Below are 21,601 nucleotides of genomic sequence, written 5' to 3'. Positions count from 1 at the left end.
TCACATAAAATAGGATTAGTCTGCCCATTTATACTTCCTTTAGCGAACTTAAAGGCTTATTTACGTATGAATACTAATCCTTCTGACTTTTTCAGAAGGATTTTTTATATATCGATATCTTTGTGAATGCGTATACTTTCAAATCAACATTTGGGGGTATGCATATATGCCGATAGAAATGAAAAACGTATCGTTCAGCTATGACTTGCTGGATGAACCATTATTTAACAACATTAATATAACGATCGATAATTCCTGGAAACTCGGACTAATAGGACGCAATGGTCGTGGAAAAACAACTTTATTGCGGTTACTGCAAAACAAATTACCTTACAGCGGAACGGTTACGAGCGACGAAGAATTTCAATATTTTCCCCTTGCCATTCGTAATTCAAAAGTTAGTACGTATTACGCAATTGATGAAGTAATGCCTGTAGAGCTATGGAAGCTAGAGCGGGAATGTCGGCTTTTGTCGCTTGATCAATCGTTGCTATGGGCGCCCTTTGAGCAATTATCAGGCGGTGAACAAACGAAAGTAATGCTTGCGGCCGTCTTTTGTGGAGAAAACCGTTTTTTGCTGCTCGATGAACCGACGAATCACCTGGATACGATAGGCCGATCCATTGTGGCAAACTATTTGAAAAAGAAAAAAGGCTTTATTGTCGTCAGTCATGACCGGCATTTTATCAATGAAGTAGTGACGCATATTTTGGCGATTGAAAAAAGCCGGCTGAGCCTATACAAAGGGAATTTCTCCATCTATGAACAGGAAAAAAAGCTGCAGGATGAGTTTGAACTAGAGCAAAATCGCTCATTAAATGCTGAAATAAATCGCCTGCAAAAAACGGCGCGGGAAAAATCGAACTGGGCCGCGCAACGCGAAAAACCTTCTGGCAATGATCCATTTGGGAATGCCATTGCAAAGCGCATGAATAAACGGGCAAAGGCGATTGAAAAACGGACACAGGAGAAAATTGAAGATAAAACGAAACTGTTAAAAAATATCGAGACGGTAAGCGATTTGACGATTAACTGTCAATATAAGCATCGGAATCCTGTGCTTCGAATGAAAAACTTTACGTTAAGTTACAGTGACCAACCGCTGTTCCATCCTATTTCCTTTGAACTATTCCAAGGAGAGCAAGTTGCTATTGTCGGACCGAACGGCAGCGGGAAAACATCACTTGTTCAATTTTTACAAGGAACATTTTCCGGTACCGCTAATGGCGAAATACTGATGCCGCAAGGGTTGAGCACAAGTATAATTCGCCAAAATTATGAGGATAACCGGGGGATATTAAAGGATTTTGCTTCGGATCATGAAATCGACTACACCTTATTTTTGAACAATTTACGTATTTTCGGATTTAACCGTGATGTTTTTCAGGTGCCTATTGAAAAGATGAGCATGGGTCAGCAAAAGAAAGTCGAATTTTCAAGGTCGCTCGGACTCGAAGCTGAATTTTATATTTGGGACGAACCGCTCAACTATTTGGACGTCTTTAACCAGCAACAAATCGAGAAAATGATCGCTCACTTTAAACCGACTTTATTATTCGTGGAGCATGATGCAACATTCGTAAAAAATACAGCAACGAAAGTTATTGAGCTCATCCCTTATCATTAAATTAAGAAAGGAACATTCCTTCATCTATTATGATGGAATGTTCCTTTTTGTACTATAAACAAAACAAATCATATTCCTTTGACAGATGCATCAGAAACTCGATGCCCGCCACACTATTGCCGACTTGATCAATTGCGGGTCCATAGATGCCGATTCCAATTGGCCCTTGCAGCTGTTCAATTTCTGCATTACGCACAACGGCAATAATTGCACCGGATACTCCGCTTTTGGCTGGTAATCCAATGAATGCCGCAAATTTTCCGGACGCATTGTACATTCCGCATGTAATCATTAATGCTTTCGCAATATTAATGACTCCCTTATTGCAAATAGCTTCACTTTCTTTTCCATTTGTCGCAAAATAAAATGCTAATTTCGCTAAATCCGATACATCTACTGAAATCGAGCAAAGCTGTAAATACACTTGAAGCGCTTCTTCCACATCGGATTTCAAAAAACCGTTCGCCTGTAATATATAGGCGATTGCGCGGTTATAATCAGCGGACTGGTATTCCGAAAAATACACTTCATTATTAATATGCACTTTCTTTCCGATAATTTGTTCTAAAAAAGTCGTCACAGATTTCACTTTTTCGAACATTGTCTCACCTGGAAGTAACGAGGCAATTGTTATTGCTCCTGCATTAATCATCGGATTGAACGGCTTATTATTATGGCTCTCCAGGCGGACGATCGAATTAAATGAATCTCCTGTCGGCTCCACATCAACATAGTGCATGATTTCCTCTATCCCGTGATAATTAGCAGCAACCATAAAACTGATTACTTTCACGACACTTTGAAGCGTAAAAGTTTCTGTACAATCCCCTAATTCGATTTCATGTTCTGCACTTAGTAAACTTACAGCAAATAAATCACCATTTGCTGCAGCAAGCGCCGGTATATAAGATGCGACCTGACCATTATCTGTCCTTTGCTTTGCCTGTTCATAAATCATTTGTAATTTATTCATTGGACACTAGTTGCTGTAACTAGCTGCTCACCTCCCTATTTTCTATCATATACGCTATATTTATTATTTCCTTTTTTCCATTCGAATATATTGTATAATTTTAACATATATCGAAAACTATAAATTAGCAAAGATAGGTGATTGTATGTTTCAACCATTGCAACGAGGAGATAAAATTGGTATTTTTTCATCTTCTGTCCCGGCAACCTCTACCGCAAAATTACGCTACGATCGCGGTAAAGAATTTTTACAGGCAAAAGGATTTCATATTATAGAGGGAAATCTAACAGGTAAACAAGATGGTTATCGGTCAGGTACGCCAAAAGAACGAGCTGAAGAATTCAATCAACTACTAAGAGATCCTTCGATTAAAATGATCATGTCCTCAATCGGTGGGACAAATTCAAATAGCCTGCTCCCCTATATCGATTACGAAGCGTTTAAAAATAATCCGAAAATTGTGATCGGATACTCTGATACTACTGCAATTCTATTGGCCCTTTTCGCAAAAACAAATATACCTACATATTATGGCCCTGCACTCATCCCGTCATTTGGCGAATTTGAGCCGCTTGTCCATGAAACTTACAATTATTTCAAACACTATTTTTCTCAACCAAGCGTTCAGTATACGATTCCAATGTCACCTGTCTGGTCAGATGAAATGATAAACTGGCTAACTTATGAGAAGCCAAAAACACTCTATTCAAATAAATGGATTAGCTTTCATGAAGGTGTTGTCGAAGGACGACTAATTGGCGGCAATAATAATACAATGTATGGCTTCATCGGGACACCTTATTTTCCTGTTATTAAAAACGGCGATATTTTATTGATTGAGGATTCTTTAAAGAGTGCGTCAACTGTAGAAAAGAATTTGGCCATGTTGAAACTGCACGGGATCTTTGACAAAGTTGGAGGTATAATCCTCGGGAAACATGAGCTCTTTGATGATGAAGGAACCGGTAAACAGCCGCTTGATCTGTTATTGGAACAGTTGGATGGAAAAATAATTCCTATACTTGCCGATGTCGACTGTGCCCATACCCATCCGATGTTTCCTTTAGCAATCGGCAAAAAAATATGTCTCGATACAATCACTCAAACGATTACCTGTATTGAACATTGGCTTTAGTAAATTAACGCAACCTATTTTGTGTATGAAACGTTTATTGTAAAAATAACCAATGGAAGTGGGAGAATTTCAATGAGCTATATAATGAATCTACGCAAAAAAATTGGCACTACACCTATTATTATGGTGGGTGCCTGCGTGATTATTTTAAATAAACAAAGGCAATTACTAATGCAGCTTCGTAAGGATAATGGATGCTGGGGACTTGCAGGTGGATCAATGGAATTAGGTGAAACATTGGAAGAAGTCGCTATACGAGAAATGTACGAGGAAACTGGACTTACAGCACATAGTCTACAACAGTTTGGTATATTCTCCGGCAAAGAATTATACTATCAATATCCACATGGAGATGAAGTATATATAGTTGCAACAACATATATTTGTGATGATTATTCCGGTACATTACGTTTTGATTCAGATGAAGCAATAGATTTAAAATTTTTCCCCTTCAGTGCTCTGCCTGAAAAAATCAGCCCTCCCGATCAAATAGTAATCCAAAAATATTTGGAAACTATTAATTGACCTAAATGTTTAGCTTCCACATAAAAATCGCATTGTCTATGTGACAATGCGATGAATAATTTTTAATATTTACTTTCTAATTCGCTACATTTTTTAATACATAGTTTCCAATTGCTACATAAACGATTACTGTTGCCCCAATAAAAGTATACAACATTTTAAACACCGCCCTATTCACTGATAATAATTATCATTTTCATTATATATGCTCTGAAATTGTCTGTCAATACAGTCTCTTTTAAATTTGTTCTATACATATACCGAAGCCACATGTTAATATGAATTAAAAGTCTAGGAAGGAGAAATAAATATTGAGTAATTCGACGCATATTCAAACTATTTTAAACGGGACAATAAATTCACTAAAAACTATATTACCTATGATTATAGATGTAAAATCTCCTTCCATCATAAATGAACCGTATGAACAACTTGAGATGGGTGTGCTAATAGGATTAGTTGGTGATATTAAAGGACGCATTATCATTGATGGTACACCGGAAAAATTTAGTTCACTCGGCTCTGCAATGTTCGGAATGCCTTTGGAAGGTGCTATGCTGGAATCTTTTACAGGGGAACTCGGCAATATGATTGCCGGTAATTTATGTACATACACGGTCCAACATGATTTGGAGCTTGATATTACGCCACCTACCGTGATGGTTGGACATACGAAATTATATGGCTTTAAGCAAGCATTTAAAATACCCGCAACAATAGAAGGTATTGGAGATTTTGTTATTCTCTATACAATCGATACTGAAGAAGACGAGTAATTAATATTACCTTTTGTTGACTATTTCAATGAAAGGTTTTTTATTTGAAGAAATTTAAGTCTATTAGAACATCTCTATACTTTATCAGAACAATTGGTCTTCCGTCAATATTTCGGACAAACGTTAAGAGACTTTTTTTGCTACCGCCCTTCGGTTGCTCTGCTTTTCATCCCTCCATGCCCAGACCTGGGCATGGAGGGATGAAAACCCTGTAAGAGAACTTTATGAGGCATTTTGACAAACAGAATCCTGTTGATTTCTCTCAAATTGGTTTGGTGATAAATAACCGATTGTTGAATGACGTCGTCGTTCATTGTAAAAGTTTACGATATATGACTCCACGCTCTTTCGTGCTTCTTTTTTGGATTCGAAACGGTGACGATAGATCCATTCTTTTTTGATTGTGGCGTGGAAGGATTCAATACACGCATTGTCATAGGGATTTCCTTTACGACTCATGCTAATTTTAATCCCATGTTCTTTTAAAGTGCTTGTATAGCTTGTGGCACAATATTGTGCGCCTCGATCTGAATGATGAACTAATCCCTTCTCGGGTTTTCGAACTGCTAATGCATGCTTCAAGGCTTGATCTACTAATGTTTCTTCCATATGATCTGCGATGGCCCAGCCGACAATTTTACGAGAATATAAATCCATGATGGACGCAAGATACACCCACCCCTCCAGTGTTCGGATATAAGTTATATCTGCGACCCATACTTTATTTTTCTCTTTAACTTGAAATTGACGTTTGACTAGATTCGGATAAATAAATTGATGGTGATTGGAATCCGTTGTTCGTTGAACAGTTTTCGGGATTACGGCACTTAACCCAAGGTTTCGCATCATATTCGCAATTTTCTTTTGCGAACAGACATAACCTAAACTCGCTAAGTCTTGCGCAATTCGAGGGCTACCGTATGTACCAAAACTCCTCGCATACGATCGATGAATCTGATGGGCAATTTCTGTATCACGTACTTCTTTTTCCGATAAGGGCTGTATCTGTTTTTTACGCCAATCATAATAACCGCTTTTTGAAACCATCAATACTTTACACATCATCGCAATGCCAAAGTCGTTTTTATGCTTTTCAATGAATGCATAAATCACTCGGGGTTTTTCGCGAAGATGTGCATAGCCTTTTTTAGAATTTCATTCTCTTCTTCCAAATCACGTAACTTCTTATCAAACGCTGCCTGCAACTTATCTACTTCGCTAGAAGTAAAGTATCGTGTGACATCCTGATTTTTCGATTCACGATAATCTTTAATCCATTTATGGATCGTTGAAGACCCAATTTCAAACTTAAATGCCAGATCTGAAACTTTTGCGCCATCTTCTAAAACAGACTTTAAAATGTATTCTTTTGTTTGTGCGTCTAATCGCTTTCGAGTTTGTTTTTCTTTCATCGGTTCCACGTCCTTTTTTAGATATCTTAATCTTAAAGTGTCTCTTAAGACGTGTCCATTTTTTATACTAACCTCACAATTCACTAGTTTATTTGAACTTGTCGAACCCATTTTAGAAAATATGATCTGCTTTTTAGAAAATCAGCATTATATTAGAACACCCATTACGTTTATTAGAAAAACGGCCACCCAAGAAATTAACAAACAAAAAACCCGTTCGAATAAACGAACGGGTTAAGTAATACTATTGTGGCTCTACTGCCAAAATGTCTACAAAGTTTGGTTTCACTTTTACTTCTTCATTATTTAATAAAATATGAATGTCACCATGGTCATTCGATGTACGAATTAAACGGCCCATTCCTTGTTGAAGTCGAAGCTGCATGAATGGTAACTCCACTTCTTCAAAAGGATTTTGTGCAAATGAACGTTTTGCATCAAACAATGGATCATGCGGCGGGAATGGCAAGTCGAAAATAATAACACGCGTTAACGCTTCTTCCGGTAAATCCAAGCCTTCCCATAAATGATAGGAACATAATGTTTTCACTTCACCGTTTTGGAACTCACGGACGATTGCAGAAAGCTCACGGTCGCCTTCAAATGCGATATTCAATCGCTCCATTAAACCTACATTTGATTTAAAGTGATTCATTGCCTGTTTTGATTTAAATAAAATTAACGTTTGTTTATCATCTTTTAAAAGCTGCTCTACTTTTGCAGTTTTTTCAGATTGAGAAAGTTCATGTAAATAAATCTTCATTACTTCTTCGTAATCAAACGGTGATGGGACACTGAAGCTTTGGTATTGTTCGATGCCTAAGCTTGATGCGATATAGCTGAAATCTTTATTCACCGAAAGTGTAGCCGATGAGAACACGATTGGCATTTTTTTCGAGAATAATGTTTCGGAAAGGACATCGGTAATTAGGCGCGGCATAATGACGAGCGTCTCTTCGCCATCCGTGTCCTCCAGCCAATCAACAGCATCACCTTGTGCAACAAATATACGAATTGCCGCAACATAATGCTCTAAAAATTCTTCTGCCATATTCAGCTCATATTCAGGAATCATATAGAGTTCCGATTCAAAAACGAATTCTTCCAGCAATTGGTCGACATTTGCAATAACCTGTTCGCCCAACTGGATCAATCGCTCTGATTTCACAATACGTTTACGTTCTTCTTCTGACTTAATGACATCTTCACGCAACTGGTCAAAAAACAGTTCATGGTGATCTTGTAAATGTTCCATCGCATATAAAGTACGTTCACGGACACCATCTACCATTAATCGTTCCAATAACTCGACAATCGTATAAGCCTGAACTTTATACGTTAATGCCTTTTGAGCTGCATATTCAAGTAAATGTCCTTCATCAAGCACCATCATTGAAACTTCCGGTAATAACGGCAATTGTCCTTCACGCTCACGTGATTCCTTAGTCGCCAAATGTTCCATTAAGAAATCCTGCGAGCAAATAATAAGGTCCGTCGATTTACGGTAATGGGCACGATGCAATGTTTGACCGCATCGATTACGTAAATCACAAACCGCACATTGCATAATTGAATTGTAGTTTACTTTCTCCCAGTCTTCATCTGTCACTAACGGATAATCCGAGCGCTCCCCGTATGGCTGCACCGCAATCATACTGCCTTGTGCATACACACCATCCGGAATTGAAAACGCAATATCATCAATCCAATCTTCCGTTTCAGTTTTTTCCGCTTCTTCAAAACGCTTTAAACATAAATATTGGTCACGTGATTTTGCAAGACGGACATCGATATCAAGTCCTAATACATCACGAAGTTTATGAATATCGCCGCCCTCTTTTACGAGCTGGTCGATTAAAGTTTCATCAGCACAGGCAATTAATGCCGGTTTTCCTGTATAACGCGCATATGATACGGCCGGTAATAAGTAGGCAATTGTTTTTCCTGTTCCTACACCCGCTTCCGCAAATAATACATTCTTTTCTTTTAAAGCTTGCTCTATTTGGTAGGCCATGAATATTTGTTCGTCACGGCATTCAAATCCTCGTTCTGGTAGCTCATCATATAATACGTCACCGAGCCAATCACCTAACGAATCAAAGAAAGTTTTTTCTCTTGAAAGTTCAAAAGGTAAAGATTTTCTCAAATGGATGTTCCCCCTCAATATGAGGCGGAAGAAATCTACAATTTCTCCCGCAAATACTAACATTTTACAATTTATATTAAAAATTCTGTACTCATCATTATACAACGATTTACATAAAAAAGACTAATAATATGCAACAAAAAGAGCGTTCTCCGAAATGTCTTTTCGGACACGCTCTTCGTTATTAATTTTCGCGCTTAGATTTTTGACCCCAATACTGGTATAAATCTGTGCGGATGAATCCGTTGAATAATTTACGCTTTTTCGTCGCTTTTTTACCGTAATGTACTTCGAAGTCTTCCATTGATGACAGCATATACACTGACCATGTAGGGTAATTTTGCATAACTTGTCCAAACTGGCGCAGCATTTTTTCGATTTCTTCCACTTCACCGATACGCTCACCATATGGTGGGTTTGTAACAATAACCCCGTCTGTCAGCTTCGTTGTGAAATCTGTCGCCTGCATTTGCTTGAATGTCAATAAATCGCCAAAGCCTGCTTCAAGTGCATTTTCTTGCGCAATGGCAACCATTTTATGATCGATATCTGTACCGATTATCGTTAATTCCTGATCATAATTCGCTAAAGAATCCGCTTCATCACGCGCTTTATCCCAAATATCCTGCTTCATCCATGGCCATGATTCCGAAATAAATTCACGATTATAACCCGGTGCAATATTTTGGCCAATCATAGCCGCTTCCAATGCAATCGTTCCTGAACCACAGAAAGGATCTACGAACGGACGGCTTGGTGACCATTTTGAAATTTTTACTAAAGCTGCTGCAAGTGTTTCTTTTAATGGTGCTTCACCTTGAGTCGTGCGGTATCCGCGCTTATGCAACCCGACCCCGGATGTATCGATCGTTAATGTTGCCATATCTTTTAAAATCGAAATTTCGATTTTAAATGTCGGGCCGGACTCATCTAAAAATCCTAAACGTTTATATGCAAGTTTCATTCGTTCAACAATTGCTTTTTTCGTGATTGCCTGACAATCCGGTACACTGAACAATGTCGATTTTACCGATTTTCCTGATACCGGGAAATTTGCATCCACCGGTAAGTATTTTTCCCATTGAACCGCTTTTACGCCTTCAAATAACTGGTCAAAAGTTTTAGCAGGGAATTGGGCAACGACGATTTTCACACGGTCTGCTACTCGTAGCCATAGATTCGTGCGTGCAATCGCCATCTCATCCCCTTCAAAATATACTTTCCCGTTATCAACACGTGTTTCATATCCTAATTCACGTACTTCTTCTGCTACAATTGCCTCTAGGCCCATCGCAGCTGTTGCAACTAAATTAAATTTTGTCATGCGTCTAAATCCTTCCTTGATGCTCGACTTCCCAAAAATGGATAAAGTCAATTAATTCTTCCATAGGCAAAGGTTTACTGTAGTAATACCCTTGAATATAATCACAGCCCATCGATTTAAGCAGTTCGACTTGCTGGCTAGTTTCCACACCTTCTGCCACTACTTTCATTTTCAGGCGATGCGCCATTTGAATAATCGCATCGACAATTGCCTGCTTATCATCAAGCGAGCAAATATGCTGAATGAAGCTGCGGTCAATCTTCAGCACATCGAGCGGGAACCGTACCAAGTAACTTAACGAAGAATACCCCGTCCCGAAGTCGTCAATTGAAAGCTTAAAACCTAACTGCCTCAGCTTTACTAATTTACTCACGGTCTCCTGCGCACTGTTCATCACTGTCCGCTCTGTCACTTCGATTTCAAAACTTTGGGCCGAAGTATTATTACGCTCTAAAATTGTCTGAACCGAATCCAAAAAGCTTTGTTGCTGAAAGTGGATGCTGGAAACATTTACTGCGATCGGAACATTCGGATAACCAGCAGAAACAAGCTGATGATAGCCTTCACATGCAAGCTCAAAAATAAGCTCGCTCAATGGGATAATTAAACCCGACTCTTCGGCATGTTCGATAAATTCAGCAGGTGATACAAAGCCAAGTTTCTCACTGTTCCATCGTACCAATGCTTCAATCCCGACAATTTCGTTTTTTTCTGTACTAATTTTCGGCTGGTAGGCAAGCGTAAATTCTCTGTTTTCAATCGCTTTACGTAACTCACTATCAAGTGTCAGCACTCGATTCGAATCCGTTTCCAACTCGTCAAAGTAAAACGAATAGCAATTACGCCCATTATCTTTTGAAAATGACATAGCACGATCTGCACGATTCAACAGCTGTTCTGTTGTCGTACCGTCTGCCGGATAAATACTGATTCCCATACTTGTCGATATATAGACATCCTGATCATGAACTTTAATCGGCGCTTCAAAAACTCTGAGTACCTGTTCCGCAAATTTTGCAGCTTCCCGTGGATGCTGGATATTTGCTAATGTAATGACAAATTCATCTCCGCCAAAGCGCGCTAAAATATCCTTGTTTTTCACTAATGCCTTTACACGTTTGGATACCTCTATCAATAACTGATCACCAATGGCATGTCCGAGCATGTCATTTACTTGCTTAAAACGGTCTAAATCTATAAAAAGAACGGCATGCTGTATCGGCATCATCTGGTTTTCTGTCACTTCCAGCAATGCTTTCATACGTTCAATATAGGCAAAACGGTTGCAGACTTCAGTTAATGAATCATGAAGAGATCTTTTTTTCAAGTTCGTCTTCCACGATTTTACGTTCCGACAAATCAGTAAAAATGCCGCAGTAATTTGTGATTTTCCCTGCCTCATCTTTAATCGCTAGTATTGTCAGCCACTCCGGGTATAATTCACCTGTTTTGCGTCTATTCCAAATTTCGCCTTGCCATATACCTGTCTTGCCAATTTGTTTCCACATATCTATATAAAAAGCTCTGTCATGCACACCAGACTGCAAAATAGATGGTTTTTCCCCTTGTACCTCTTCTAATTTAAAGCCTGTTACAAATTCAAAAGCAACATTAATCGATAAAATTCTTCTATACCGATCGGTAATCATTATACCTTCCGCAATATTTTCAAAAACTCTTTCGATTAATTCTTTTGGGAACTGAGACAGTGCCAGTTCTTGCATGATGGATCTATTAGACTTCAATTCGCTCAAGAAATATCACCCTTAAATAAAAAACAATTTTATATATATTCACTCCGGCAGAAATAAGTGTTGTTTTAAAGATTTTAATCCGTAATCGCCCGTCATGAGCCTTCATTTTTAATATTATAATAATTTTTCCTACTAAGAAAGGCTCTCCACAAAAGAATGGAGAGCCCTTTTATATGTTCAGAAAAAAGCATCAATAATCAATAAGCCATGTTTTGTTCCTAAGTACTCAAACAGCTTGCGCCTCGTACGACTAGGTAGTAATCATCTATCTACGGCCATGCTGACCGTCCCTCCATCCGTTCAATTCCTTCAGGAGAGTGCCCCTACCATAATTTGGGTTTCTCACTCATGGGGTTTACCTCGTTCCACCTTATAGCTTTCACTATAAGCTCCGTCACTGTGGCACTTTCAGGAAGTTTTGTCCATATCTAAAAGACTTAGGAGTTCCTTCCGCCGTCAAGAGAAATTCTCTTGCCTTACCTTATTTTTTCAGTAAGCACGAACACTACGGGCATCGCAGCACCGTGTGAGCATGGACTTTCCTCTACGATATAGAAATCGCAGCGATTACTCGAATATTGATGTATGAATAAAGTATACTGCAATAATAGAAAAAAAACAATATTCCCATGAATAGTTTAACTATTCGTAAAGCTTACTCCCAAAAACATGCTTCTCCAAGTTTGAAAGTCGCTTTAAAATATCGAAGTTTGTACTATTTGCTGTTGGAGCAGGAGCTACCGCCGATTTGCGGCTTGAGTTTGCCAGCTCTTGCTTTAAGCGCTCGTTCTCCTCTTCTAAAGAAGCAATTTTTGCAGTAAATGTGTCATAATCTTCGCGAATTACATCCAAAAATTGATCCACTTCGTCAATGTTATAACCTTTCATACTCTTTTTGAATTCTTTTTCCAATATATGGTCAGCTGTTAATTTAATATCCATTATTCCTCGTCCTTCCATCACGCTACTTCTTTGATTTATTATAGCATAGGTCTGACAAATGGGACGACTACATATGTTCTAGTTGTCGAAAAATTTTTCATTATTTGTCGAAAAAATTTTTATTTCTTTTATTGGCCAAACGACTAAGCCTTTTCTGCCAATTCTTTTGCTGATTTTGAAGATGGGTTTCTTTTTGAAACGGGATATCAGGAAGTAGATTATTCCCTATTTTTGTATAATTGTATGCCTGCTCGTAGTCCTTTACTTTATGTTCATATAGAATGGCTAGCTGTTCGTATGCCAGCAGCTGTTTTCTGACCGGGATTGCCGGAAGAGCTGTTTGAAACGATTGGATTGCCAGATCTGTTTCTCCAATGCGCTTCAGTTCATACGCTAAATAAAAATGCGCATAACCGGTATCTTTTGTTTCGAAATGTGCCGTCACTGCCTGAAGTATTTCCGTACTAGTTTGCCGCTTTTTTAAATCGCCAAACCATTTTCCGATATTCGTATACGTTGTCGCCGATTCTGTTGATATATCATCGAACAATAAATTCGTTGAATGAATATACAAAGTGATCAGCGACAGTAAATCCCATTCATTATGCAACAGTACTTTCATTAACGTTTCCGCATTCCCGCTTTTTACCGCATCAAAATAAATTATCGGTGCTAAATGACCTGGTATATCTCCTTTTCGGTAAAATCCGAGCTTGTCCTGTTCCACTTGGGTAAGCTTCATACGCGATAAATCATCTTTCCAAAGACGTTTCGTACTATGCAGCAAATCAATTTGCCGCTGTGATTTCAAAGGCGGTAAAAATTGCTGATTCAACGTCCAGCGCACTTGAAGCTGCGGCCAGTCGAAGCTTTTTCCGTTATAGGAAACAATCGTAACATTTCGTTGCCATAGCTTTGATTCAAAAAGAAGTGCCGCTTCATTCGAAGGATCCGCCAATACATACTGTGTTAGCGTAAAACCTTCATCATCCGCCTCCAAAAAACCGAGCAGAAATATGTGGGTACCCGCACCTTTTAAACCGGTTGTTTCTGTATCAAAAAACACTATCGTTTCATTACCGCTTATGGCGAACGGATGATCTTCGGCTTCGAACTTCCAGCGTTTTAAGGAATGAAAAAATTCCCCAAGCTTGTAATCACCGTGCTGATAATCGAAAGGATAATGCACTTCCCGTTTAAAAAGCATACCGAATTCATTATCTACCCGTTCAAGCCCTGCCTGTTGCCACTGCTCGCTATATAAAGGCGGTTCAGGTTTTATGAATTTTGGCTTTTCTTTTTTTTGCTCCGTTTTTTTACCAAGCAGTTTTTTCATTTGCAATAGTTTATTTTCATACGACATGTTCTCACATCATTTCGTTTATTAAAATATTTAGCACTTTCATTACTTGTTTTTTGTTTTCACCTAAACTATCCTGCGCACCAATGCATGAAGGACAACCTTGCTGGCACGGACAGTTCTCCACATGCTGCGCTGTTCTTTCAAGCAGCGACAGCAATACATCGTATACACGTTCACTCAAGCCGATTCCACCGGGATAACTGTCATAAATAAACAATGTCGGCTTTTCATTATGAATCGCTTTTACCTGCGGGACAACCGACACATCCGACCGGTCACAATGGATAAATAGAGGGATAAAGCTCCCCATTGCATAGGCAGCCCCTGTCAGTGCATCGGTCAGCTGCTCTTCTGTCCAATTAGCCGGTAAGTCAAAGCTCATCCATGTCGCATTTGTATGCATTTCCATCGGAGGAATCGAAATCGGACCGGATCCGATATTATCATGTGTATTAAAACGGATTTTCTTAAATATAGTAGGAATGGCCAGAATACTTACATCTCCGTAACTTACTGTCGAGTTTTTAAATGGTGCCGATTTATCTTCACTCAGCACTTTCAGCTCGACAGCCAAATTCGCATCTGTAAAATAGTCGACATCCACTTCACGAACGAATGCCTTTTTCTCTTCCCAATCCAGCTTTTCAACTTGGAACTGAATCCCCTGGTGCAAATAGATGGCTTCTTCATGTAAAAGAGTCATCGCACTGTACGTATCCATTTCCCCGATTACTTTCGTATTGGCAGGTGTTGAAATATCGATAATGACGACATTTTCCTGTGCCGCAGATCGCAGCGAAATTTCATGAGCCGGGAAACGGTCGCTCATCCAATGCCATTTCGTACTCGTACGCACAAGCACGCCTTCTTCTTCTAAATAGGCTAATAGTTCCTGAACTTCATATTCTCCGTACGTATCTTCCATCGAGAATGGCAGTTCAAACGCAGCACATTTTAAATGCTCCATTAAAATTAACAGGTTTTCCGGGTTAATACGTGCTTCTTCTGGTGAACTTCCTAATAGATAGCTAGGATTTTGGACAACATATTGGTCCAATGCCGTCGATTGCGCAACATACACAATGAGCGCCTCATCTTGACGTCTTCCTGCCCTACCCGCTTGCTGCCAGGCACTCGCAATATTCCCGGGGTAACCGGTCATAATACATGCCTGTAATTGGCCGATATCGACACCCAATTCAAGTGCATTCGTACTGACCACCATTTGAATCGACCCAGTCCGCAAGCCTTTCTCGATTTCTCGCCGTTCACTCGGTAAATAACCGCCACGATAGCCTTGAATGGATTCATCCATAATTTTCTTTGCTGTTAATGTTTTTAAATACGTAACGAGCATTTCCACACGAACTCTTGACTTTGCAAAAATAATCGTTTGAATACCCGCTTCAAACAAGCGCTTTGAAATATCGCGTACTTCGAGCACGGCACTGCGTCTAACGCCAAATGTCGGATGGACGATCGGCGGGTTGTAAAAAACAAATGTTTTCTTTCCTACAGGTGCACCTGACTGCTCGATTAGCTCATGCTTACTATTTGTCAGGCTTTCTGCTAATTCTTTAGGGTTTTTGATCGTGGCACTCGTACAAATAAAAATCGGATTGCTTCCATAAAATTCGCAAATGCGCTGAAGTCTTCTTATAACATGCGCGACATGTGAACCGAACACGCCTTTATACGTATGCAGCTCATCAATGACGATATACTTTAAGTTTTCAAAAAGGGATACCCATTTCGTATGGTGCGGTAAAATGCCTGAATGCAGCATATCCGGATTTGTCATGACGATATGACCGGCTTTTCGAATTTTTTGGCGAATGCCTGGTGCTGTATCTCCATCATATGTGTAACTTAATATATCCTCATCCATCAGTTCAATCAGTTCATTAAGATCTGATTTCTGATCCTGTGCAAGCGCCTTAGTAGGAAACAAATAAATGGCGCGACTTGAGCGATCTTCTAAAATTTGCTGTAAAACTGGCAAATGGTAGCAATACGATTTCCCCGAAGCAGTCGGTGTAATCGCAGTAAAATGCTTTAGCTGTTGTGCGTAGTCGAATGCTTGACGCTGATGGATATAAAGCTGCTCAATGCCGCGCCCATGCAATGCTTTAATAATCGATGGGTGTAGATTGGGCGGAAAGTCTGCATACTGGGCCTGTTTTTCATCGATCGTATGCATGGCGACAATATTTTGCTTCATTTCCCCGTCATATTGCCACTCGTCGACAAGCTGCGAAATGGTTCTTTTCTTACTAAGCACCGTCTTCACCTTCCTCAATCTTCGTTGCGAGTAGCTTCAATGTATATTGGGCAGATTGGATCGATTGAATAAACCGTTTTTTGCTCGTTCCTTTAAAGAAAGACTGTACAACAAATTGTTCCATCGCATCGGCTGCGTGGTCAATTTGTTGTACATATAAATTTTTTGGGTACGTACTTTTTATCCAATTTGTCGACTGCTGCTGCCATTCGTGAATACGTGTATGGACTTCATCGACATGTGGCTTGACCTCTTGAAAGAAGTCCGGCTCCTTGTCTAAACGTCGCATTTCCTGAAAACGATGTAAACACGCATCACATTCTTCTATTAATTGGTATGTTTTATCTATTAATTGCATAAAGTGCACCTCGAATGATTTCATCTGTTTTAGCCTTGCAGCGGAAATTACTGTAGTTCGCTGCTAAACAATATTTTAATAGTCTTTGCCCATTCAGGCTAAAGTATATTTGTTCTTAAGTGTATCAAATTCTCATCGTTTGTACTACTTATATGCGAACAGGCATTCTTTACTTGACTCTTTGTTTCTGCTAAGCTAACTTTTTGATAAACTGAGAGTAGATTGGTTAAATGCTCCACTTTCATTCTTAATTGCTCGCGTTCCATTTGCAAAGATAATAATGTTTGTGCCATTTCAACTTGTTCGATTAAGCGTGATAATTTCGACATATAATGCCCCCTTTTCACAATGATTCTTTCTTTTTTTACGGAATCCTTGTCATGTGGCAAAAATAGTGTCCATTCGCTAAAAGAAGTTATATTTTGCATAGCTTTTACAAAATTATTAACGGGTACATTGTTTGTGATACACTATTAAAGTATTATTTCTTCCAGGAAAGAAGGTGATTCCATGGTGATTCGTTATCCAAACGGTAAACTCTACGAAAGTGCGCCAAAGATTGAGACAAAAAAGGAATCCGCCAATTCTCAATCGGTTGCAAAAGAAAAAAATAAAAGAGCCGTCAATTACAGTAACCGTGGAAAAAGCTTAGAAGATGACCTAAATGAAACAAATATGTTTTATTTACATAGGAATATGGCAAATATACACAAGAAACCTGTTCCTATACAAATCGTCAAAGTAGATTATCCGGCAAGAAGTGCAGCGGTTATTAAAGAGGCTTATTTCCGCACACCTTCAACGACGGATTATAATGGCGTATGGAATGGATATTACATTGACTTTGAAGCAAAAGAAACGGATAGTAAAACATCCTTTCCATTAAAAAACATTCACCCTCACCAAATGGATCATATGCATTCCGTGACAAACCAGCGAGGAGTTGCATTTTTCATTGTACGATTCAGCACGTTAAACCGTAACTTTGTCATTTCGTATCATGTTGTGGCAAAATGGTTTTCAGCAATGGGTGAAGGTGGAAGGAAATCCATACCAATCGCCGTTTTTGAGCAGGATGCCATCGAAATTTCCGAAGGTTATGTACCAAGGCTCGATTATTTACAGGCGGTAAAAAAGTTAATCGCAAACTACAATGTTTGTGAAAGTGAGGAGAAACAACGTGACGGAAAATAGAAAAACACGCGAACAAATTAAGCGCGAACGTCAACAAAAAAATAAAAAATCCAGAAAACCGAAAACTTCTGCAGGAAAATGGATTAAGCGCATTGTTTTAGCAATCGTTTTAATTGGGGTAATTGGTTTCCTAAGTGGTGCTGCATTATTTGGCTACTATGTCAGCAAAGCACCTGAACTGGATGAAGATGCATTAAAGGATCCGATTTCGTCGGAGTTTTATGATATAAATGGAGAACTTTTTGCAACAATTGGTGCAGAAAAACGAAATTATGTAAAGTACGAAGATATTCCACAGCAAATGATTGACGCGATTATCGCAACAGAAGATGCACGATTCTTTGAACATTTCGGTGTTGACCTGTGGCGTCTTGGCGGTGCTGTACTTGCCAACTTCCGCGATGGATTTGGTGCACAAGGTGCGAGTACAATTACACAGCAAGTTGTAAAAAACTCATTCTTTACAAATGAGAAAAAGCTGGAGCGTAAAGCACAGGAGGCTTGGCTCGCAATTAAGCTGGAACGTCAATATAGTAAAGAAGAAATTTTTGAAATGTACTTTAATAAAATCCTAATGTCAGGTAGAATTCACGGTTTTGGTACAGCCGCAAAAGAATTTTACGGAAAAGAACTAAGTGAATTAACATTGGCTGAATCAGCTCAATTAGCAGGGATGCCGCAAAGTCCGAACAACTATAATCCATACAAAAAGCCGGACCGTGCAAAAAAACGTCGTAACATCGTTTTAGGCTTAATGGTTCAGCACGGCAAAATTAATGAAGCTGACGCAGAAAAAGCAAAAAAGGAACCTATTACAGGCGGTCTCATTCCTGAAGAAGAGCGTGTAGCAAATAATACTACTAAATATCCTGCATTTTTGGATGTTGTGTTAGCAGAACTTGAAAAAAATGGTGATAGCGAATTGACTTCCGAAGGGGTCAAAGTATATACAACGCTAGACCCGAAAGCACAGACGATTGTGGAAGATATGATGAACAATGACAGCAACTTCCCTACTGAAGAGATACAGGCCGGTGTTGCAGTCATCGATACACCAACAGGTGAAATTCGTGCAATTGGCGGCGGACGCAATTATACAGGTGAATTTAACTATAACTTCGCCTACGATATGACAACCCGCCAGCCTGGTTCGACTTTAAAACCTTTAATTGATTATGGTCCTGCCATTGAATATTTAAAATGGTCAACTGGTCAAACAACGGTCGATGAAAAAATTACGTATTCCGGTTCAGATCAAGTTATCGGAAACTGGGACGGCCGCTATTTAGGTACGATGACAGTACGTGAAGCACTCTATACATCACGAAATATTCCGGCAGTGAAGACTTTCCGTGAAGTAGGTCCGGAACGTGCTAAAGAGTTTTTAGGCAATTTAGGTATTGAGTCAAGCGGATTAACAGAATCCGAGGCTTTAGGTGGAGGACGCGTCAATATTTCTCCTGTCCAAATGGCCGCTTCTTATGCAGCATTCGGCAACAACGGTACTTATAATAGTCCGCATGCCATTACTAAGATTGTTTTCCGTGATGGAAAAACATCAAAATCGTTTAAACCGGAGTCCAAAAAAGCAATGAGTGATTATACCGCTTATATGGTAACGGATATTTTACGTGATGTAGTTAGTAACAAACGCAATGCCTCTGCGACACGTGCGATGGTATCAGGCGTTGATATCGCCGGTAAAACAGGTACAACAAACTATGGCTCAGATGAATTTGAAAAGTTCAATTTAAAGAGTGGCTCAGTACCGGATACATGGTTTGCCGGGTATACAACAAACTACTCAATCGCTATTTGGGGCGGTTATTCACAGCGTAAAGATGCCATTACAACATGGGAAGAGCGCTGGTTGCCACAAACATTGTTCAAATCGATCATGACGGATTTAAATCAGCATAACCCGTCATCATCATTTAAACAGCCAAGCAGCGTTGTATCGGCTTCGATTGTAATCGGATCGAATCCTTTAAAACTGGCAAATGAATATACACCTGCTACACAAAAGACAACAGAGCTTTTCGTTAAAGGAACGGAGCCAACTGAATATACAGAGGAATTTGTCCCTCAAACTTTAGATTCACCTAGTAGTTTACAAGCATCATACAATGATGCAGCACAACTGGCCGATGTTACATGGTCACATTCGTCACTGGACGGTTCCGGCGAAGAAACGGATCCCGTTACATTTGAAGTATCGATGAAAGTTGATGGCGGTCCGGCAACGGTCATTTCTACGACAAGCGCAACCGCAATTCAAGTGCCGAACATCGAACGCGGTAAAGAGTATACATTTACAGTTACAGCGATTTCAGGTGATTTACGAAGTGATCCGGCAAGCGTTGCATTATTCGTGGAAGGTGACCAGGTAACAGAACCTGAAGATCCGAATGACTCCATTGAAGATCCGAACGAAGCTGAACAACCTGAACAGCCGGGTAATGGGAACAACAATGGGAATAATGGAAATGGCAACGGAAACAACGGTAACGGTAATGGAAATAATGGGAACGGTAACGGAAATAACGGCAATGGAAATGGCAACGATAATACGGTAGAGCCAGATGAATCCAATCCTGAACCACCAGCACCGAACCAGCCTAGCCCACCCGCTTCAGGCGGCGAAACAAGACCTGAAGACTCAGAAGGCGATTAAAATAAAAAACATCAATTTTTCTCATTACGGGAAAAATTGATGTTTTTTTCTATATAATTGGAAATTCATGAAATAAGCGAAGAAATTTTCAGGTTAGTTTACTTTTTCATTCTCAGTCTTGCACAGCGCTTTTTTGTTTCTTTATAAAGTTCGTCCAATTGACGATAACATGCATATTGCCCAGGGCGTGCTTTAATAAACTGCAGACGTTCCATCCCATTGATTGGCATGAGCTCATACTCGCTTTGCACTGAAAACGGTGTTTCTGTAATTGAACCGCCCACAATAAACTGTTCGAAATGTTCGATACCTTCCACCATGAATTGCTGTGCTGATCCATCACGTCGTTCATGGGCTGCATGAATCGTCTCACGCATTGTCTCCCACTCACTATACCACGCGTCCACCACTTCTTTTGAAATTGCCTCTTGTTGTACTGAAATCATCATATTTTTACCAAACCTTTTTTCAAACGCTTCTGCCCTTCCCTACAGTCATCCAGTAACGGACATGTTCCGCAACCCGGATTTTGCGCTTTACAATGATAGCGACCAAAGAAAATAATTTGATGGTGTGCACGGCTCCATCGTTCAATCGGTGTTTTTTTCATAATTGTTTCTTCTACTTCCAATACACTGTCTTTCCATCGACAAAGTCCTAATCGCTTCGAGACACGCTCTACATGTGTATCGACAGCCATCGCAGGTATATCAAATGCAACCGACAATACGACATTTGCTGTTTTACGGCCTACACCTGGCAATGTGACTAGCTCTTCACGGGATGCCGGAACTTCTCCACCATATTCATTTATCAGACGTGCACATAGTAATTGAATATTTTTTGCTTTGTTTCGGTAAAGTCCAATTGAACGAATATCATTCTGTAGTTCCTCAAGTGACACATTTAAATAATCCTGTGGTGTTTTATATTTTTGAAAGAGTTGTTTCGTCACTTTATTGACGAGGACATCCGTACATTGTGCAGATAATAATGTTGCAATCGTCAACTCAAACGGATTGTCATGCACTAATTCACAATGTGCATCGGGATACATGTGATCCATCTCATCTAGAAAGTGATTCCATTTTGCTTTTGTTATCATATTAAGTTGAAT

At 39.5% G+C, this 21,601-nt stretch carries 20 protein-coding genes and 1 other RNA gene; 6 read left to right on the top strand and 15 right to left on the bottom strand.

Going from position 1 to position 21,601, the window contains the following annotated elements; translation table 11 throughout:
* The first annotated feature begins 166 nt into the window (after positions 1–166).
* The gene (gene abc-f / locus MKY07_RS06750; RefSeq protein ID WP_339264166.1) at positions 167–1,627 is read left to right on the top strand and encodes an ABC-F type ribosomal protection protein; all 1,461 of its coding nucleotides are present in this window, start codon (positions 167–169) and stop codon (positions 1,625–1,627) included.
* Positions 1,628–1,679: 52 nt separating this feature from the next.
* Here the strand turns inward: abc-f and glsA are convergent, their stop codons facing one another.
* The gene (gene glsA / locus MKY07_RS06745) at positions 1,680–2,600 is read right to left on the bottom strand and encodes a glutaminase A (protein ID WP_339264165.1); all 921 of its coding nucleotides are present in this window, start codon (positions 2,598–2,600) and stop codon (positions 1,680–1,682) included.
* Between the two features lie 145 nt (positions 2,601–2,745).
* On the opposite strand from glsA, the gene MKY07_RS06740 reads away from it, so the two are divergent.
* From MKY07_RS06740 to MKY07_RS06730, 3 genes are all read left to right on the top strand, one after another.
* Positions 2,746–3,735 (top strand): S66 peptidase family protein, encoded by a 990-nt coding sequence (locus tag MKY07_RS06740; protein WP_339264164.1) that lies wholly within the window; start codon positions 2,746–2,748, stop codon positions 3,733–3,735.
* A 72-nt stretch (positions 3,736–3,807) separates the two neighbouring features.
* On the top strand, positions 3,808–4,260 hold the full coding sequence (locus MKY07_RS06735; RefSeq protein ID WP_339264163.1) for an NUDIX hydrolase: 453 nt from the start codon (positions 3,808–3,810) through the stop codon (positions 4,258–4,260).
* A 311-nt stretch (positions 4,261–4,571) separates the two neighbouring features.
* Positions 4,572–5,036, top strand: coding sequence for a chemotaxis protein CheX (locus tag MKY07_RS06730; protein ID WP_008404839.1), 465 nt, complete (start codon positions 4,572–4,574; stop codon positions 5,034–5,036).
* A 222-nt stretch (positions 5,037–5,258) separates the two neighbouring features.
* On the opposite strand, the gene MKY07_RS06725 is transcribed toward MKY07_RS06730, so the two are convergent.
* The 12 genes from MKY07_RS06725 to MKY07_RS06670 all read right to left on the bottom strand — a co-directional run bounded on the left by MKY07_RS06725 (position 5,259) and on the right by MKY07_RS06670 (position 16,945).
* Positions 5,259–6,149, bottom strand: coding sequence for an IS3 family transposase (locus MKY07_RS06725; protein WP_311774937.1), 891 nt, complete (start codon positions 6,147–6,149; stop codon positions 5,259–5,261).
* The gene (locus MKY07_RS06720) at positions 6,146–6,448 is read right to left on the bottom strand and encodes a transposase (protein WP_014822792.1); all 303 of its coding nucleotides are present in this window, start codon (positions 6,446–6,448) and stop codon (positions 6,146–6,148) included. Before MKY07_RS06720 ends, MKY07_RS06725 begins: the two co-directional genes overlap by 4 nt.
* 244 nt (positions 6,449–6,692) lie before the next feature.
* Positions 6,693–8,594, bottom strand: coding sequence for an ATP-dependent DNA helicase (locus MKY07_RS06715; protein WP_014824282.1), 1,902 nt, complete (start codon positions 8,592–8,594; stop codon positions 6,693–6,695).
* Positions 8,595–8,778: 184 nt separating this feature from the next.
* Positions 8,779–9,918, bottom strand: coding sequence for a class I SAM-dependent RNA methyltransferase (locus MKY07_RS06710; RefSeq protein WP_008404842.1), 1,140 nt, complete (start codon positions 9,916–9,918; stop codon positions 8,779–8,781).
* A 4-nt stretch (positions 9,919–9,922) separates the two neighbouring features.
* Positions 9,923–11,245 carry a bifunctional diguanylate cyclase/phosphodiesterase gene (locus MKY07_RS06705; protein ID WP_339264160.1) on the bottom strand — a complete coding sequence of 441 codons (1,323 nt, stop codon included), beginning with the start codon at positions 11,243–11,245 and terminating at the stop codon, positions 9,923–9,925.
* A complete protein-coding gene (locus MKY07_RS06700; RefSeq protein ID WP_339264158.1) occupies positions 11,223–11,672 on the bottom strand; it encodes a PAS domain S-box protein in 450 nt (149 codons plus the stop codon). Before MKY07_RS06700 ends, MKY07_RS06705 begins: the two co-directional genes overlap by 23 nt.
* A 196-nt stretch (positions 11,673–11,868) precedes the next feature.
* An RNA gene (rnpB, locus tag MKY07_RS06695) (RNase P RNA component class B) lies at positions 11,869–12,251 on the bottom strand.
* 63 nt (positions 12,252–12,314) lie between these two features.
* A complete protein-coding gene (gene gpsB, locus MKY07_RS06690) occupies positions 12,315–12,614 on the bottom strand; it encodes a cell division regulator GpsB (protein ID WP_008404845.1) in 300 nt (99 codons plus the stop codon).
* 100 nt (positions 12,615–12,714) lie between these two features.
* Positions 12,715–13,977, bottom strand: coding sequence for a ribonuclease H-like domain-containing protein (locus MKY07_RS06685; protein WP_339264156.1), 1,263 nt, complete (start codon positions 13,975–13,977; stop codon positions 12,715–12,717).
* A gap of 4 nt (positions 13,978–13,981) precedes the next feature.
* The gene (locus MKY07_RS06680; RefSeq protein WP_008404848.1) at positions 13,982–16,258 is read right to left on the bottom strand and encodes a DEAD/DEAH box helicase; all 2,277 of its coding nucleotides are present in this window, start codon (positions 16,256–16,258) and stop codon (positions 13,982–13,984) included.
* Positions 16,251–16,616, bottom strand: a complete 366-nt coding sequence (locus MKY07_RS06675) for a YppE family protein (RefSeq protein WP_008404849.1) — start codon at positions 16,614–16,616, stop codon at positions 16,251–16,253. Before MKY07_RS06675 ends, MKY07_RS06680 begins: the two co-directional genes overlap by 8 nt.
* A 98-nt stretch (positions 16,617–16,714) precedes the next feature.
* Positions 16,715–16,945, bottom strand: a complete 231-nt coding sequence (locus tag MKY07_RS06670; RefSeq protein ID WP_008404851.1) for a hypothetical protein — start codon at positions 16,943–16,945, stop codon at positions 16,715–16,717.
* 181 nt (positions 16,946–17,126) lie between these two features.
* On the opposite strand from MKY07_RS06670, the gene recU reads away from it, so the two are divergent.
* Both recU and MKY07_RS06660 read left to right on the top strand, forming a co-directional pair.
* Complete coding sequence (gene recU, locus MKY07_RS06665) at positions 17,127–17,810, top strand: Holliday junction resolvase RecU (RefSeq protein ID WP_339264155.1); 684 nt, start codon at positions 17,127–17,129, stop codon at positions 17,808–17,810.
* Entirely contained in the window at positions 17,797–20,484 is a 2,688-nt protein-coding gene (locus MKY07_RS06660) for a PBP1A family penicillin-binding protein (RefSeq protein ID WP_339264154.1), read from the top strand. The genes recU and MKY07_RS06660 overlap by 14 nt, the downstream gene beginning before the upstream one ends.
* A 98-nt stretch (positions 20,485–20,582) precedes the next feature.
* On the opposite strand, the gene MKY07_RS06655 is transcribed toward MKY07_RS06660, so the two are convergent.
* Both MKY07_RS06655 and nth read right to left on the bottom strand, forming a co-directional pair.
* The gene (locus tag MKY07_RS06655) at positions 20,583–20,933 is read right to left on the bottom strand and encodes a YpoC family protein (RefSeq protein WP_008404857.1); all 351 of its coding nucleotides are present in this window, start codon (positions 20,931–20,933) and stop codon (positions 20,583–20,585) included.
* Positions 20,930–21,589, bottom strand: a complete 660-nt coding sequence (gene nth / locus MKY07_RS06650) for an endonuclease III (protein ID WP_339264153.1) — start codon at positions 21,587–21,589, stop codon at positions 20,930–20,932. Before nth ends, MKY07_RS06655 begins: the two co-directional genes overlap by 4 nt.
* Positions 21,590–21,601: the final 12 nt, after the last annotated feature.

Source organism: Solibacillus sp. FSL W7-1472, from assembly GCF_037969775.1.
Classification (GTDB): Bacteria; Bacillota; Bacilli; order Bacillales_A; family Planococcaceae; genus Solibacillus; species Solibacillus silvestris.
The sequence above is the reverse complement of the archived record's forward strand: the minus strand, read 5'-3'. Positions and strand labels throughout refer to the sequence as shown.